Below are 16,612 nucleotides of genomic sequence, written 5' to 3' on the forward strand. Positions count from 1 at the left end.
GGCGAGGCACCCGACTGCGGGCCGGCGCGCGGCCCCGGCCGGTCGGGCGGGGCGGGGCAAGCCGGGCGGGGCGGCCTCCCGCCCTCGCCGGGTGCGGCAGGTCGGGCGGCGGCGCTACGCGGCAGGGGCGGGCGCCGCCGCCGAGGACGGGCGGCGTACGAGGTACGCCGCCAGCGCGCCCGCCGCGAAGAGGGCGATCAACGACACCGCCGTACCGAGCCACTGGGTACCCAGCCACTGCGTACCGAAATACCCCAACGCCACGCTGTACCCCGCCCAGGCCATGCCCGCCAGCACCGACCAGGGAAGGAACTCCTTCACCTCGCGCTGCGTCCGGCCCGCGCCCAGGGACACCACCGAGCGCCCCGCAGGAGCGAAGCGGGCGATCACCACCAGGGCGCCGCCGCCCCGGGCCAGGGCCGTACCCAGCCGCTCGTGCGCCCGCGTGAGGCGCCGGGACCGGGCGATGGCCCGGTCCAGCCGGGCTCCGCCCCGGCGCGCCAGCCGGAACGCGGCCACGTCACCCAGCACCGAAGCCGTCGTGGCGATCACCAGCAGCGCCAGGATGTCCGGCACCTGCGCGGGCACCGGCACGGGCGCCGCCGCCCCGGCAGCCGCCGCGGCCGCGGCGGCGGTGATGACCAGGACCCCGCTCGGCAGCACCGGAAGGAAGACGTCGAGCACGATGGAGAGCGCCACCACGGCATAGATCCATGGGCTCGCGGTCAGCGACCCCAGCGTCTCAAACAAGGCGGGACTCCCCGGTGCGGTGGACGTACTGCGGCACGAAGCGCCGCGACGACGCGGGGGAGCGGCAGGAGCGGCTTGACAGCCATACAGCGTACGCCCGGCATCCACCCGCCGGACGCCCGGGGCCGCGCCCCGTCCCACCCGATCCGCCCTACCACCTCCACGACCGCAGCCCCGGCAGCGCCGGCCGGCTCCGCCCTCGCGGGCTCCGCGGCGGCGGCCGCACCCCGACGCCCGCCCGAAGAGCCCGGGCCCGCGCCCGCCGCCCCCGCCGCGGCTACTCCACCGCGGTCAGCTCCCGGTCCAGCACCGTCACCAGCCGGGCACCCTTGCGGTCCTTGCGCGACTGGTCCAGCCGGAGCCGCGCCGTCCGTCCCGCCAACGCCAACGTCATCAACTGGTTGCCGAACCACGGCCCACCCGTACGCCGCCAGCTCACCGGTGGACGCCCCGTCCGCCCGTGTCTGGAGAACCCCCGCCCCAGCCACCGGCCCAACCGCGACCAGCCCAGCCGAAAGCCCCACTTCACCGCCGTGTGGATCGAGTTGTGCACCGGCGAACACGTCAGCTGGAACACCCGCGCGGTCGTCGGTATCCGCGGCTCGGCCACATACGCGTGGTGCACGTCCCCCGACAGCACGCACACCGTCGCCGGCGCCCGCGGACCCGTCCCCACTTCCTCGATCAGATCCGTCAACGCGGCGAACGAAGCCGGAAACGCGGGCCAGTGCTCCAGATCGCTGCGCCGGCGCAGATTCTCCCCGATCCGCGCCCACCGCGGCCCCCGGTCACCCCGGCACAGCGCCGCGTTCCACGTCTCCGCGTCATGGATCAGCGGCGGCATCAACCACGGCAACGAGGACCCGATCAACAGGTGGTCATAGCCCCCGTGCCCCGCCAGCGCGTTGTCACGGAGCCACTGCTGCTCCGACGGATCGAGCATCGCCCGCCCGTCCTCCGCCAGCACCCGCGCCGCGCGCGTGTCCACCATCAGCAGCCGCGTCCGGCCGAAGTCCCGCCGGTAGCTCCAGCGCGCCGTCGTCGGATCGGCGTCCGCCGACGCCGCGAAGGCCCGCAGCGGCTCCGTCCCGTCCGGGGTCTCGCACACCGCCGCGTACAGCTCGTCGGCCGCCAGCTCGGCAGGGGAGAGGTTGCCCAGGTGCTGGTACACCCAATACGACATCAGCCCGCTGAACACCCGCTCCGGCCACCACGCCGTCTCCCGCATCTCCGCGACCCACGCCGCGCTCGTGTTCCAGTCGTCGATGACGTCGTGGTCGTCGAATATGTGCAGGCTCGACACCGTCGACAACAACCACCGGATCTCCGGATCGAGCCACGACTCGTAGTAGAGCCGGGTGTACTCCTCATAGTCCGCGACCTGGGCGCCCGGCTGCTCCCGCAGATCCCGCCGGGCCGCGATCCACTTCCGGGTCTCCCGGGACAGCGCGTCCGCGTACACCTGGTCGCCCAGCAGCAGCAGGAGGTCCGGGCGCACCGCCTCCGGATCGGCGGCCAGCCGCGAGGAGAGCGTGTCGAGCGCGTCGGCACCGTGCGGCCCGCGCCGGCCGCCCGCAGGCGGCGCGGCCTGCCGGCACGAGCCGAACGTGACGCGCAGCCCCGGCCCGGGCGAGGCACGGCCACGGCCCGTCACCGCCGGAGTGGTGATCGTGCTCGCCGGGAAGGAACTGTCGGGCAGCGGCCACACCTGCGCCCCGTCCAGCAGCACCTCGTACGCGGTCGTGGACCCGGGGGTCAGGCCGGTCACCGGAACCAGCGCGTAGTGGTGCCCGGCCACCTGGAAGGTGCGCGCCCGGCCGCCCGCCCCGTCGGCGCACTTCACCTCGGCGGCGCACGGGCGGTCCGCCTCGACCCATATCGTGGCCGCCCCGCCCGTATCCCAGTCGACGTAGCGCAGCAGCGGCCCCAGACGCAGTCCGGCCATGCGACTCCCCCTCCTTCGTATCCCCTTTGATCACGGTACGACGGGGAGGCCGGGCACCGCCTCCCCCTGGCGGGGGAAAGATCGGCCGGCCGGGCCCGACGGGGGCCCGGCCGGCACGCGCTGTGCGGATGGTGATGGGTGGGGTGGTTGGTGTGTGGGTGGTGGGTGGTTGGTGCGGGGTGGGTGCGCGGTGGGTGCCGGGGCTGGGCCGGCTGGTCGGGGTGGGGGGTCAGCAGCCGTTGAGGATGTTGACCAGGGCCGTCTTCTCGCCCGAGTCCATGCTCAGCGCCCAGTACTGCTTCACGTTGACCCACATCCGGGCGTACGTACAGCGGTAGGCGGTGCGCGAGGGCAGCCACTTGCCGGGGTCGAGGTCGCCCTTGGCCTGGTTGACGTTGTCCGTGACCGCGATGAGCTGCGGGCGCGTGAGGTCGTTGGCGAACTGCTGGCGCTTGGCGGTGGTCCAGGAGTTGGCCCCGGAGCGCCAGGCCTCGGCGAGCGGAACCATGTGGTCGATGTCCACGTCGGAGGCGGCGGTCCAGGTGGCCCCGTCGTACTCGGAGAACCAGCTTCCGCTCACCGCGGCGCAGGCGGAGTCCTGGACGACGTTCACGCCGTCCCGCTTGAGGACGGTCTCGCGGGTGTTGCAGGCGCCGGAGACGGTGCTCCAGTGCGGGAAGAGGTCGCGGCTGTAGCCGCTGGTGGAGCCCTCGGTCGTGGGCGTGACCGTCGCCAGGTACGCGCGGGCGGCCGCGGCGCTGATGGGGGCGGGCGGAGAGGCCTGCGCGGTGGGCGCGTTGACGAGCGCGGTGAGGGCGGCCAGCGCGGCGGCGGACGCGAGCACGCCGATTCGACGCGCGTAGACGACGGGTATGAGTGCCATGACGGGCTCCCTGGATGCGGGGGGTGTGACCGTGCGGCCCCGGAGGGGCGCGGCCATGGTTGCGGCGCCAGGTTTCGCGAGGATGGGCGCCAGGTGACAGCCTGACGACATGAGCACGTCACATCAAGACGTCCAAGGGGCACTGTTTAAACGGAAGTTGCTGCTCCGGTGTGGGGCTGGGCGCTCTCCGCGGTTGCGTCGCTTCGCGATGGCCTTCGGCCACCCTTGACCGACCGTCCCGCCCCGGACATACGAAGACTGTCGGGAACCCCTAAAAGAACGGCACGGGGGGCAGACGTTCCAGGGACAGGGAGAGCTGGACGTACGTACCCGGCCATGCATTCGGCCGGTATGCCCCGCAGGGGACCGGACGGCCAGTCCGTCCAGGGGCCTTGGGCGCATCAGATCGCTACGCACTTGCTCTCGGCCAAGCGTCCGGCGACCGCCTGTGGTCGGGCAGAGGCCGTTCGTGGTCCGACGCTGGCTTCGATGCTCCAGGTCGTTTTCGGCGGTGAGCGACGTGAGAGGTCTCGGTCATTCCGGGGTGAAGTCAGTGGGTGATGCGAGTAACTCGTCCCGTTTTCATGCCTGTTCCTGCGCGATGGCTCGGAAGAGGGGGCATTCGCGCGGGCGCTGTGTCAGTAACTCGGAGTGAGTCGTGGCGCGGGTCATTGTCTCGACCCGGGAGTCGTGGGGAGCGGTGCAGGGCGGAGGTGCGGCGGGTGAGGTGTCGTAGGGCCGCGGACTGGGCCATCGGCCGGTCTGTACCCGCTAGTACCTTGTCGATCAGCTCGGCCTCGTCCACCTTGCTGGCCTGCCCCGGCTTGTTCAAGCAGGCCGCGAAGCGGAGGTGCGCCTGCGTGCGCCGGTGGTCCGGCATCTATTCGGCGTGCGTGAATGCTGTGCATGGATGCGTGGTCATTCATCACGGTGCGCACGGCTGGCCTTCCGGACCCGTGCAGTAATGCGCTCCCCCTGGGTGACCGTTGAAGAAGCAACCGGGAGGTGTTTGCCTGCCGCCTGTTTGGGCGCGTGAATGCGGCTGACTGCGTCTGAGGTTGTTCGTATCAACCTGTCGGCACAGCAGAGGCGTTCTGCGCCCTCCACTGGCCGCCACATGGGGACAAGCGACCCGCGGTCGCCGTCTCGGGGGGACTGTGTGGCGAGGGTGGGCGGCTTGTGCCCAGCCTCGGACGGGCTGCAGTCGCTGAGCCGAGAGCAAGTGTGTAGCGATCTGATGCGGGCCGCGCTGACCTCCCGCTGGGCTCATCTCGCCGTCGTTCGGGGAGCTTGCCGGCCGAAGGCGTGGCCGGGATGCCTAGCTCTCCCCGTCCCTGGGATGTCTGCCCCCGTGCCGTTCTTCTGGGGGTTCCCGACCGTCTTCGTATGTCCGGGGCGGGACGGTCGGTCAAGGGGGGCCGAAGGCCATCGCGAAGCGACGCGACCGCAGGGAGCGCCCTTGAGGGACCGGCACGACACGGAGAGACGATGAGACTGACGGGAACCCCCAACCTCTCCCGCCCCGCCCGGGCGCACCGCCCCCACACCCCCGCCCTGTCGGACCGGGTCTGGCCTAGGCTGCCGGCGTCTCCACCGTTACGGCGATCGAGCCGTCCGGTGCCGGCGTGACGCGCAGGGTGGTCAGGTCCGGGACGTGGAGGGTGGGGGCGTGGGCGGCTGCGCGGGGGCCGACGCCGATCACGCGCATGCCTGCGGCCAGGCCGGCGGCGATGCCTGCGGCCGAGTCCTCGAAGACGATGCAGTCGGCCGGGTCGACGCCGAGTGCGGCGGCGCCCTTGAGGAAGCCCTCGGGGTGGGGCTTGCTGGACTGGACGGACTCGGCCGTGATCCGTACCGCGGGCATCGGCAGGGCGGCGGCGCCCATGCGGGCCGTGGCCAGGGGGAGGTCGGCGGAGGTGACCAGGGCGTGGGGGAGTTCGGCGAGCGCGGCCATGAAGGCGGGTGCGCCCGGGACGGGGACCACGCCGTCGGTGTCGGCGGTCTCGCGGGCGAGCATCACCGCGTTCTCCGCGAGGTTGACCTCCATGGGGCGGTCCGGCAGCAGGACGGCCATGGAGGCGTAGCCCTGGCGGCCGTGGACCACCTTGAGGGTCTCGTGCGGGTCCAGCCCGTGGGAGAGCGCCCATGCGCGCCAGCAGCGTTCGACCACCGCGTCGGAGTTGACGATGGTGCCGTCCATGTCCAGGAGCAGGGCCTTGGCGCTGAGGGCGACGGATGCGGTGGTGCTGGCCGACATGGGGGGCTCCAGACGGGGCGGGAAAAGAGAACAAGTGGTTCCGTCCACCGGTCAGGGAGTGAGGACGGAACCACTTTGTTCCTACACGATACAAAACGGGAGGTGGTCCGCGCCACCTGTGCGGGTGTGACTCCCGTCCCCTGTCGGCGCCCTTCCCGCTGTCGGGCGTCCTCCGGCCGCCGCCATCCCTCTGCGGCTGTCCCTCCGGCCGGCTACGGCTATCCCTCCAGCGCCTTGCGGGTCACCGGGCCGTAGACGCCCCATTCCTCGTCATCGATGCCGCGGTTGTACTGGAAGGTCGACACCGCCTGCTCGACCCGCCAGTCAAACCGGCCGTTGATCTTGCCGCTGTACAGGCGCCGGGCCGTCAGCAGCCGCTGGAGCTTCTCCACCTCGCCGCCGGAGTCTCCGATGCGCAGGGTCGGCCCCGACGCGGGCGGTGACGGTGTGCGGCTGGGGGAGCGGGTCGGGCTCGGGGACGTGCTCGGCGACGCCGAGGCCGAGGGCGACGCGGACGCGGAAGGAGTCGGCGACGCGGACGGGGACGCCGAGCGGGAGGCGCTCGGCGACGGGGAACGCGAGGCCGACGGCGACGGGCCGGATGCGGTGGCCGAGGGGCTCTGGGAGGACGGGGGCGGGGCCACGCTCACGGACGGCGCGGAGGGCCGGGCGTCCAGCCGCGCCGTGGCGTCACCGGAAGAGTCCGGCATCGTCCACAGGGCCATGGCCGTCCCGCCGAGCGCGATGACCGCGGCGGCGGCGAGCAGGATCGGCAGGAGCCGCCGGGAGGCGGGGCCGTTCCGCTTCTCGGGCCCCCCGCCCCGCCCCCTCCGCCCCCTCCGCCCCTTTCGTCTCCTGCGCCCCCTGCGCCTTCGTGGGGCGGGCCGCCGGCCGTCGGCGGGATGGCCTGGAGGCGGATGGTCTCGCTTCCGCCCCTGCCCCCGCCGGCCCCCGGGCCCGGGTATCCGGCCGCGCCCGGACCGGGGCCACCGCCAGGGCCCGGGCCCATGCCCGCCGTCATGCCCAGGCGAGGGTCTGCCCCCGGGCCGCCCGTGCCCCTGCCGTCGCCTGCACCCGTCGTGCCCGCGCTCGCACCCGTCGTGCCCGTGCCCGCGCCCGTCGTGCCGCCGACCGCAGCACCTGTCGTGCCTCCGTCCGCACCCGCCGCACCCGCGCCGGCCGCCGTGGCCGTGCCCCCGCCTATGCCCGCGCCCCCGCCCGTGCCCGCGCCACCGGCCGGGCCCCTGGCCCCGCCTCGCGGCGTCGCCGTCGGCCAGGGGGAAGGCGGCGGGGGGACGGGGGTGCCGTAGGGCGGGGTGGCGGAGGGGGGTGGGGTGACCGGGCGGGGGAGGGGCGTGGGAGGGGCGTCCTGGGGTGTCGGGGTGGGGTCGCCCGGGTCGGGCAGGGTCACGTACGGGCGTATGCGCATGGGGTCGATGCCCGTTCTCTGCGCACACGCGCAGTCGGCGCCGGCGGCGCCACAATCCGGACCGTGTTCACCGCTCACTGGAATCCCTCCCTGGACGTTGCCTGCGATTATGCAGACCCTCCAGGACCCTCCCAACCCGCCCGAGAGGCCATAACCGGACACACCGCTCAGGATGGAGATGTTGTTCCGGCCTGAGGAGGAGTCGATGGCTCAGGAAGTGACCACGGAGGCCGAGGGTCCCGGTCCCGAACCCGGGAAGCCCGGCGCCGTGCCCGAGCACGCCTCCCGCGAGGTGCTCGTCTCGATCGGAGCACTGCTGCTGGGGCTGCTGCTCGCCGCACTCGACCAGACGATCGTCTCGACCGCCCTGCCCACGATCGTCAGCGACCTCGGCGGCATGGCCCACCTGTCCTGGGTCGTCACCGCCTACATGCTGGCGTCCACCGCGGCCACCCCGCTGTGGGGCAAGCTCGGCGACCAGTACGGCCGCAAGAAGCTGTTCCAGTACGCCATCGTCCTCTTCCTCATCGGTTCGGCCCTGTGCGGGCTGTCCCAGAACATGCCCCAGCTCATCGGCTTCCGAGCCCTCCAAGGCCTGGGCGGCGGCGGACTGATGGTGCTGTCGATGGCGATCGTCGGCGACATCGTCCCGCCCCGTGAGCGCGGCAAGTACCAGGGCCTGTTCGGCGGAGTGTTCGGTGCGACCAGCGTGCTGGGGCCGCTGCTCGGCGGGCTGTTCGTGGACCACCTGTCCTGGCGCTGGGTCTTCTACATCAACCTCCCCATCGGTCTCGTCGCGCTCGTCGTCATCGCCGCCGTCCTGCACATCCCGGCCCGCTCCTCGAAGCACACCATCGACTACCTGGGCACCTTCCTCATCGCCTCCGTCGCCACCTGCCTCGTCTTGGTGGCCTCCCTCGGCGGCACCTGGGGCTGGGGTTCACCGGAGATCATCGGTCTGGCCGTCCTCGGCGTCGTCCTGCTCGTCGCGTTCGTCTTCGTGGAGCGCAGGGCCGCCGAACCCGTCCTGCCGCTGGGGCTCTTCCACATCCGCACCTTCACCCTCTGCTCGGTGATCAGCTTCATCGTCGGCTTCTCGATGTTCGGCGCGATGGTCTACCTGCCGACCTTCCTCCAGGTCGTCCAGGGCGTCTCGCCGACCATGTCCGGCGTCCACATGCTGCCCATGGTGCTGGGCCTGCTCCTCTCCTCCACCGTCTCCGGCCAGATCGTCAGCCGCACCGGCCGCTGGAAGGTCTTCCCGATCGCCGGCACCGCGGTCACCGCCGTCGGCCTGCTCCTCCTGCACCAGCTGCACCGCACCAGCTCGACCCTGGAGATGAGCGTCTACTTCTTCGTCTTCGGTGCCGGGCTCGGCCTGGTCATGCAGGTCCTCGTGCTCGTGGTGCAGAACTCGGTCAGCTACGCCGACCTCGGCGTCGCCACCTCCGGCGCCACCTTCTTCCGGTCCATCGGAGCCTCCTTCGGCGTTGCGATCTTCGGCACGGTCTTCACCAACCTCCTCGACGACAGACTGGGCTCCGTCCTCGCGGGCGTACCCCTGCCGCCCGGCACCGGCGCCGCCCGGCTGGAGGCCGATCCGCGCGCCATCGCGGCCCTCCCGGCCGACCTGCGTCCCCGGGTGCTCGACGCCTACGCCAGCTCCATCACGGACGTCTTCCTCTACGCGGTGCCGGTCGTCCTCGTCGCCTTCGTCGTCGCCTGGTTCCTCAAGGAGGACAAGCTCCGCGCCTCGGTCACCGCGCCGGACGTCACCGAGACCCTCGCCTCCAACCCGGTCCAGCGCTCCTCACGCGAAGAGGTCGCCCGGGCCCTGACGGTGCTCGGCACCCGCGAGGGCCGCCGCCACGTCTACGAGAAGATCACCGAGAAGGCCGGCTACGACCTGCTGCCCGCCGCGAGCTGGCTGCTGCTGCGGATCAACAAGTACGGCTCCGTCGAACCCGCCGTGCTCGCCGAGCGCAGCGTCGTGCCGCTGAGGGCGATCACGGACGCCGCCCGGCAGATCGAGGAGCGCGGACTGGCCGAGCGGGAGGGGCTGTCGCTGCTCCTCACCGACAAGGGGCGCGAGAGCGCCACCAGACTGGCCGCGGCCCGGCAGGAGTCCCTCGCGGAACTGCTCGGCGACTGGTGGTGTTCCAATCGCCCCACCGACCTGACCGAGCTGGTCCGGGAGATCAACGCGGAGCTGTGCGGCTCCGACGAGGAGGAGCCCTGCGACGCCGCCCCGCGGCGCGACCACGCCGCGCACTGGGCCGGCGACCGGTTGAGTTGACGAGGGGCCGCGCCGGCGGGCGCGGTCACGCCAGGCGCTTCTCGAACCAGTGCTCCGCATACGGGCCCGAGCTGTACGCCGGTATCTCCGCGTACCCCTGACTCACGTAGAGCGCCCGGGCCTCCACCAGGTCCGAGCGGGTGTCCAGCCGGACCCGCTCGGCGCCCAGGGCGCGGGCCTGCGCCTCCAGGGCCTCCAGCAGCGCCGCCCCGCCGCCCGTGCCGCGGGCGCGCGGGTCCACGTACACCCGGGTGAGCTCGGCGGTGGCCGGGTCGAGCAGGCGTACGCCGCCGCAGGCCAGGGGCTCGCCCCGGTGGCGGCCGACCACGAAGCGGCCCGTCGGCGGGGCCAGTGCGTCGTCCGGGAACTCCAGGAGGCCCTGGTCGGTCTCGGCCTCGGTGACGGGCCGGTTCCAGTACCGGCCGGCGACCTCCGCGTAGTACGCCCGGCGCAGGGCGACTGCCGCGGGGGTCGTGAAGGGCTCGGGGGCCACGGACCAGGAGCCGGAGGGCGCCGGGTGGGGGCCGCGCGGTACGGGCGGTGCGGCCCGCGTGGCGGGTTCGATGCGTGCGTCGTAGGTGTTCATGCGGTCATTGTGGAGTCGGCGGGGCGGGCGGAGCGGAAAATATCCACAGCGCCGGGCCGATGATCGTATGAGTGTTCGTGCCCTCGTTCCCGCCCCGTTCCGCGTGCCGTTCCCGCCCCGTTTCGCGCCCCTGCGCGGCCGGTCCGTCGTCCGGACCGCGCAGGGGCGCGGGGCGTGCGGGACCGGCCGTCAGACGGACTTCGGCGCCGCCTGCTGGACGACCTCGAAGGACCACACCGACGAGCCCGAGGCCGCCGGCTTGGGGCGCTCGCCGCCGCCCTCGCCGCCCGCACCCTGGCCACCGCCCTGGCCGCCGCCCTGGTGAGCGGCCTTCATCGGGCCCTCCATCCACGCCTGGAAGTCCTCCTCCGAACGCCAGCGCGTGTACACGAGGTACTGGTCGGTGCCCTCCACGGGGCGCAGCAGCTCGAACCATTCGAAGCCGTCCGAGCCCTCCACCGCGCCCGCCCGCGAGGCGAACCGCTGCTCCAGCACCTCCCGCTGCTCGGCGGGGACGGTCAGTGCGTTGATCTTCACGATGCTCATGCGGGCCATCCTAGGGATCCCGCGCGGGATATCGTCGTCCAGGTAATCACACGCGGTATGAAGCGCGGCAGCCAGGCGAAGTCGGGGTTGCGGTCAACAGGGCGGGAGGCCGGCGAGGCGTGGCGAACGCGGCGGAGCACAGTGGTGCGAACGGACATGCCGGAGTCATAGGCGGTGGCGGCAGGCTCGGGGCGGCGCGCCTCCTCCTGTGGGTGCTGGCGGGGGCGCTCGCCGTCAGACAGGCCGCCGCGGTGCTGCGCGTGCCGCCCGGGGAGTGGCTCAGCGGGTTCCACCTGCCCGGCCTCCCCGGTTCGCTCTACGACGCCGGGCAGTTCACCGGGACCCCCTTCGCGGGGCTCGTCCTCAAGCCGCTGACCGGCTTCGCGGCGCCGTCGCTGGAGGTCGCCTGGACCTGCGTGACGCTGTTGTTCGTGGCCGCCATCGGGCTCGTCGCCGCCCGCGGCCTGCCCGATCCCGTGCCGCGGCGCACCGCCCTGCTGGCCGCGCCCGTGCTGACCGCGCTGATGATGGTCTCGCTGCCCGTCCGCGAGGCAGCGTCGCCCGGTCAGACCGCCGTCCTGCCGGTGCTGCTGGTGCTGCTCGCCGTGTTCCGGGTGCCCGCCGACCGGCCGGCCGGCTTCCTGATCGGCCTCGCCGCCGCGCTCCAGCCGGCCCTGCTGCTCTTCGCGCCGCTGCTGTGGCTGGCCGGGCGCCGGCCGACCGCGCGAACCGCCGCCGCGACCTTCGCCGGCGCCACCGCGCTGTCCTGGGCGGCGCTGCCCGGCGACTCGTGGACGTACTGGGTCGAGCACCTGGCCGGCGCCGGCCTCGGTGGCGCCCCCGACTCCCTCGCCAACCAGTCGGTGCACGGTGCGCTGCTGCGGCTCGGCCTCACCGGGCCCGCCGAGATCGCCCTCTACGTCGCCCTCGCCGCCGGGATCGCGTGGATCGCGCTGCGCCGCGCGGCCCGTTACGCCCGCGACGGCCAGCTGCTGCTCGCCGTGGCGCTGACCGGCTGCGCGGCGGTCGCGGTGTCCCCGGCCGGCTGGCGCCACCAACTGCTGTGGGTGCTGCTCGCCGTCGCCGGGAAGGTCGGCAAGCGGGCCGCCGACCGGCCGGTGTGGCCGGTGGCGGTGATCCTGGCCCTGACCCTGCCGAGCGCCGTGCTGCTGCCGAACCTGGCCGCGCTGGCGCCCGTACGGGACAACGTGCTGCTGCTGGCGGCCCTGGCGGCGGCCTGTGCCGTACCGTTCCTGCCGCGCTCGTCGCCGTACTGGCGGGAGCCCGTGCCGACCGCGTACGGGCGCCCGGCCGCCGCCCGGTGGGCGCGGGTGCCGCTGCTGCCGTTCTGGCGGCGGGTGCTGTCGCGCCCGAACCTGCTGCTGGAACTCCTGCTGATACGCGTCGGGTACTCGCTGTACTCGCACATCCGGGCGGCGGCGCCGACGAGCCGGACGCTCGCGGAGGGCAACGGCAGTCAGATCCACGGCATCGAGAAGGCGCTCGGCATCGACATCGAGCACGCCGTGAACCACGCGGTGGTGAAGACGCCCTGGCTGGAGGCGTTCTTCAACTTCTACTACACGTCCTTCCACTTCGTGGTCCCGCTGACGATCCTGGCCGTGCTGTACTGGCGCCGGCCGGGCGACTACCGGTGGGCGCGCGCCTCGCTGGGGCTGGCCACCGTGCTGGCCCTGGCCGGTTTCTGGCTCTACCCGCTGGCGCCGCCGCGGCTGATGCCCGGCCTCGGTTTCATCGACACCGTGCACGGCCCGCAGGACCTGGCCAACCCGTCGTACGGGGCCATGACCGCGATCTCCAACCAGTACGCGGCCATGCCGTCGCTGCACTTCGGATGGTCGCTGTGGTGCGGGGTCGTGATCGTGATGCTGGCGCCCAAGGCCTGGCAGAAGCTGCTGGGGGCGCTGCACCCGCTGATCACCGTCTGCGCGATCGTCGCCACCGCCAACCACTGGGTGCTGGACGCGGTGGGCGGGGCGGTCGTGGTGAGTGCCGGGTTCGGGCTGGTGTACGTGCTGTCGGGGCCGCGCGGAGCAGTGGCCTCGGGGACGGGTACCGCGGCCCCGGGGGCGGCGGGCCTGGCGGTGCCGGGGCCGCGCGGGGCGGCGGATGACGGGGCTTCGGCCGGGGTCGCCGCCGGTGCGCGGGGGCGCCGCTGAGGGGTGCGGGTGCGGGTCCGGGTGCGCTGAGGGGTGCGGCGCCGTTGCGGGGGCGCTGCCCCCGGGCCCCCGCGCCTCAAACGCCGGCGGGGCTGGAAGTGGCCCGGGCCCGTGTGCCGGCGAGGCTGGGATGGGCGGGGGTCGGCTTGGCCGTGGGGCGGTCGGGCCGATGGTGGCCGGGCCGAGAGCGTCTACGGGTGCGGCGCCGTTGCGGGGCGCTGCCCCCGGGCCCCCGGGCCTCAAACGCCGGCGGGGCTGGACGGGCCCGGGTGCCGGCGGGGCTGGAAGGGGTCCGGGTGCAGGGTCTTCGGGGCGGGGGTCAGGGGTGGGTGACGCGGAGTTCCTTGATGCCGTTGAGCCAGGCCGCGCGGAGGCGGCGGGGGGCGGCTTCGGTCAGGTGGAGGTCGGGGAGGGCGTCGGCCAGGGCGTTGAAGATCAGGTCGATCTCCATGATGGCCAGGGACTTGCCGAGGCAGAAGTGCGGGCCGCCGCCGCCGAAGCCGAGGTGGGGGTTGGGGTCGCGGGTGATGTCGAAGCGGTCCGGGTCCGTGAAGACCTCGGGGTCGTGGTTGGCGGAGGAGTAGAACATGCCCACCCGGTCGCCCGCCCTGATCTTCTGGCCGGCCAGCTCGGTGTCCTGGGTGGCGGTGCGCTGGAAGGAGACGACGGGGGTGGCCCAGCGCACGATCTCCTCGGCCGCCGTCGAGGGGCGGGTGCGCTTGTACAGTTCCCACTGGTCGGGCCGGGTCAGGAAGGCGTGCATGCCGTGGCTGATGGCGTTGCGGGTGGTCTCGTTGCCCGCGACCGCGAGCAGCAGGACGAAGAAGCCGAACTCGTCGGAGCCGAGGTTGCCCTCGCCCTCGGCCGCCACCAGTTGCGTGACGATGTCCTTGGCCGGGCACTGCTTGCGTGCGGCGGACAGGTTCATGGCGTAGCCGATGAGCTCCATCGCCGCGTTGGCCCCGACCTCCTCGGTGATGGCGTACTCCGGGTCGTCGTAGGCGACCATCTTGTTCGACCAGTCGAAGATCCGTGAGCGGTCCTCCTGCGGTACGCCGATCAGCTCGGCGATGGCCTGGAGCGGCAGTTCGCACGCGACCTGCGTGACGAAGTCGAAGCTGCCGTCCGCGGAGACGGCCACGGCCTCCTCGACGATCTTCCGGGCGCGGTCGCGCAGGGCCTGTTCCAGGCCGCGGATGGCGCGCGGGGTGAAGCCGCGCTGCACGATCTGGCGTACGCGGGTGTGTTCCGGCGGGTCCATGTTCAGCATGATCAGTCGCTGGGCCTCGATGGCATCGCGCGGGATGTGCTCGTTGAAGCGGATGATCGCCGTGTTGGTGGTGGAGGAGAAGAGTTCCGGGTGCGTGGAGACGTACTTGACGTCCGCGTGCCGGGTCACGGCCCAGTAGCCCTCGTCGTCGAAGCCGGTGATGCCCCGCCGCTGCGGGCACCACCACACGGGTGCGGTCTGCCGCAGCCGGGCGAACTCCGGCAGCGGGACGCGGCTTTGGAGGAGGTCGGGGTCGGTGGCGTCGAAGCCTTCGGGCAGCGCGGGGCAGGACATCGGGGCGACTCCAAAGTCTGACGGCCCATCAGAAGTTGGCTCGAAGGTAGTAACGAGTTCTAGAAGTGACAAGGGTCGGCGCGCCAACTGTTGCGTGTGGAATCCGTGCAGGGCGCGTGCAAGACCCTTGCGCGGCGGCGCTCGGGGTCATAAGACTGCGGGGAGAACTAGAACGCGTACTAGTTCGGGCGGGGCGCCGGGACGGCCCGCCGCGCTGGCGCTGTGCAGGAGAGGACGAGCTCATGGCCGCGGAACCCGTCATCGTCGAAGCCGTACGCACCCCCATCGGCAAGCGCGGGGGCGCGCTCGCCAACCTCCATCCCGCCTACCTGCTCGGCGAAACCTACCGCGAACTCCTCGCCCGGACCGGAATCCAGCCCGACTGCGTCGAGCAGATCGTCGGCGGCACCGTCACCCACGCCGGCGAGCAGTCGATGAACCCGGCCCGCAACGCCTGGCTCGCCATGGGGCTCCCGTACGAGACCGCCGCGACCACCGTGGACTGTCAGTGCGGCAGCTCCCAGCAGGCCAACCACATGGTCGCGAACATGATCTCCGGCGGGGTCATGGACGTCGGCATCGCCTGCGGGGTCGAGGCCATGAGCCGGGTGCCGCTCGGCTCCGGGTCCAAGCACGGCCCCGGCAAGCCCTTCCCGGACGAGTGGAACGTCGACCTCCCGAACCAGTTCGAGGCCGCCGAGCGCATCGCCCGCCGCCGCGGCCTGACCCGCGAGGACGTCGACGGGCTCGGGGTGCTCTCCCAGCAGCGGGCCGCGGCCGCCTGGGCCGAGGAGCGGTTCAAGCGCGAGACCTTCGCCGTCCAGGTGCCCACCACCGAGGAGGAGCAGGCCGCCGGCCAGGGCATGTGGCGCCTGGTCGACCGGGACGAGGGCCTGCGCGACACCAGCGCGGAGGCGCTGGCCCGGCTCAAGCCGGTCATGCCGACCGCCGTGCACACCGCCGGGAACTCCTCGCAGATCTCCGACGGGGCCGCCGCCGTGATGTGGGCCTCACGCAAGATGGCCCGCGCCCTCAAGCTCCGCCCCCGCGCCCGCATCGTCGCGCAGACCCTGGTCGGCTCGGACCCGCACTACCACCTGGACGGGCCGATCGACGCGACGCGGGCCGTGCTCGGCAAGGCCGGCATGTCCCTGAAGGACATCGACCTCGTCGAGGTCAACGAGGCCTTCGCCTCCGTCGTCCTCAGCTGGACCCGGGTCTTCGACCAGGACCTGGAGAAGGTGAACGTCAACGGCGGCGGCATCGCGCTCGGCCACCCCGTCGGCGCCACCGGAGCCCGGCTCATCACCACCGCACTGCACGAGCTGGAGCGCCGCGACAAGGAGTTCGCGCTCATCACCATGTGCGCGGGCGGCGCGCTGGCGACCGGAACGATCATCCAGCGCCTGTGAGGTCCGCGGGCGCCCTGTGAACCCAGTGGGATGGGAAAAGTCGAAGGCCCCGTGGGCCCGACCTGGGGAGGTCGGCCGGCGGGGCCTTCGCATGCGCGGGGAGGGGTACGGGTGCGGGCGGCGGCGCGGCGCGTGCCGCGCGGTCCGCTGCCACGGGCTGCCTAGTACCAGTGGTTGTTCTGCCAGAAGTTCCAGGCGCCGACGGGGCTGCCGTAGCGGGAGTTCATGTAGTCCAGGCCCCACTTGATCTGGGTGGCCGGGTTGGTCTTCCAGTCCGAGCCCGCCGAGGCCATCTTCGAGGCCGGCAGGGCCTGGACCAGGCCGTAGGCACCGGACGAGGCGTTGGTGGCGGTGTGGTTCCAGCCGCTCTCGCGGGACACGATGTTGTTGAACGCCGCGAACTGGGCCGGGTCCTTGATCATCTGCTGGGCGATCGCCTTGGCGCTCGTCGGAGCCGCCTGGGCGGGAACCGTGGCGAGCATGGAACCGGCGACACCGAGGGCGAGGACCGAGCCCACGAGGGTCTTCTTGGAAGCGGCGATGCGGCGGATGACGGTGTGGGACACGGGCTGACCTTTCGGAGGGGACAGAGGTCGTCGCCCGCATGCCGAGCGCATGCGTGAGCCGCTCACGCGAAGGAGAGGGGTTCGTCCGGCGGGGGGTGAAGCACCCCGGCCGCCTGGCGACTCGTCCAGTTCTACCGACGCGCCGACCCCCTGGCAACGACCCCTCTTACTAGTGGACCTCGCAGCGGGGCCGGTCCG

12 protein-coding genes are annotated in these 16,612 nt (G+C 72.9%); 3 read left to right on the plus strand and 9 right to left on the minus strand.

Features of this window, described 5'->3' with window-relative positions:
* Positions 1-114 precede the first annotated feature (114 nt).
* From CP968_RS22995 to CP968_RS34180, 5 genes are all read right to left on the minus strand, one after another.
* Positions 115-750 (minus strand): DedA family protein, encoded by a 636-nt coding sequence (locus CP968_RS22995; protein WP_150519796.1) that lies wholly within the window; start codon positions 748-750, stop codon positions 115-117.
* A gap of 277 nt (positions 751-1,027) precedes the next feature.
* Complete coding sequence (locus CP968_RS23000) at positions 1,028-2,695, minus strand: alkaline phosphatase D family protein (protein WP_150519797.1); 1,668 nt, start codon at positions 2,693-2,695, stop codon at positions 1,028-1,030.
* A gap of 229 nt (positions 2,696-2,924) precedes the next feature.
* On the minus strand, positions 2,925-3,569 hold the full coding sequence (locus tag CP968_RS23005; protein ID WP_150522070.1) for an HNH endonuclease family protein: 645 nt from the start codon (positions 3,567-3,569) through the stop codon (positions 2,925-2,927).
* A 1,582-nt stretch (positions 3,570-5,151) separates the two neighbouring features.
* Entirely contained in the window at positions 5,152-5,835 is a 684-nt protein-coding gene (locus CP968_RS23010) for an HAD-IA family hydrolase (RefSeq protein WP_150519798.1), read from the minus strand.
* Between the two features lie 218 nt (positions 5,836-6,053).
* Positions 6,054-6,227, minus strand: a complete 174-nt coding sequence (locus CP968_RS34180; protein WP_167536838.1) for a peptidoglycan-binding domain-containing protein — start codon at positions 6,225-6,227, stop codon at positions 6,054-6,056.
* A gap of 1,242 nt (positions 6,228-7,469) precedes the next feature.
* On the opposite strand from CP968_RS34180, the gene CP968_RS23020 reads away from it, so the two are divergent.
* On the plus strand, positions 7,470-9,560 hold the full coding sequence (locus tag CP968_RS23020; RefSeq protein ID WP_150519800.1) for an MDR family MFS transporter: 2,091 nt from the start codon (positions 7,470-7,472) through the stop codon (positions 9,558-9,560).
* A 25-nt stretch (positions 9,561-9,585) separates the two neighbouring features.
* Here CP968_RS23020 and CP968_RS23025 read toward each other — a convergent pair whose 3' ends face one another.
* Together CP968_RS23025 and CP968_RS23030 are read right to left on the minus strand one after the other, a co-directional pair.
* Positions 9,586-10,146, minus strand: a complete 561-nt coding sequence (locus tag CP968_RS23025) for a GNAT family N-acetyltransferase (protein WP_150519801.1) — start codon at positions 10,144-10,146, stop codon at positions 9,586-9,588.
* Positions 10,147-10,335: 189 nt separating this feature from the next.
* Positions 10,336-10,692, minus strand: coding sequence for an antibiotic biosynthesis monooxygenase family protein (locus tag CP968_RS23030; protein ID WP_150519802.1), 357 nt, complete (start codon positions 10,690-10,692; stop codon positions 10,336-10,338).
* Positions 10,693-10,811: 119 nt separating this feature from the next.
* Here CP968_RS23030 and CP968_RS23035 point away from each other — a divergent pair, with 119 nt between their 5' ends.
* Positions 10,812-12,872, plus strand: a complete 2,061-nt coding sequence (locus CP968_RS23035) for a bifunctional glycosyltransferase 87/phosphatase PAP2 family protein (RefSeq protein ID WP_150519803.1) — start codon at positions 10,812-10,814, stop codon at positions 12,870-12,872.
* A 319-nt stretch (positions 12,873-13,191) separates the two neighbouring features.
* Here the strand turns inward: CP968_RS23035 and CP968_RS23040 are convergent, their stop codons facing one another.
* Positions 13,192-14,436 carry a cytochrome P450 gene (locus tag CP968_RS23040; RefSeq protein WP_150519804.1) on the minus strand — a complete coding sequence of 415 codons (1,245 nt, stop codon included), beginning with the start codon at positions 14,434-14,436 and terminating at the stop codon, positions 13,192-13,194.
* Positions 14,437-14,678: 242 nt separating this feature from the next.
* Here CP968_RS23040 and CP968_RS23045 point away from each other — a divergent pair, with 242 nt between their 5' ends.
* Positions 14,679-15,848: a steroid 3-ketoacyl-CoA thiolase gene (locus CP968_RS23045; RefSeq protein ID WP_150519805.1), complete on the plus strand. Its 1,170-nt coding sequence runs from the start codon at positions 14,679-14,681 to the stop codon at positions 15,846-15,848.
* 161 nt (positions 15,849-16,009) lie between these two features.
* Here the strand turns inward: CP968_RS23045 and CP968_RS23050 are convergent, their stop codons facing one another.
* On the minus strand, positions 16,010-16,414 hold the full coding sequence (locus CP968_RS23050) for an aggregation-promoting factor C-terminal-like domain-containing protein (RefSeq protein ID WP_483030223.1): 405 nt from the start codon (positions 16,412-16,414) through the stop codon (positions 16,010-16,012).
* Between the last annotated feature and the right edge of the window lie 198 nt (positions 16,415-16,612).

It is taken from the genome of Streptomyces subrutilus (genome assembly GCF_008704535.1).
Taxonomy (GTDB): Bacteria; Actinomycetota; Actinomycetes; order Streptomycetales; family Streptomycetaceae; genus Streptomyces; species Streptomyces subrutilus.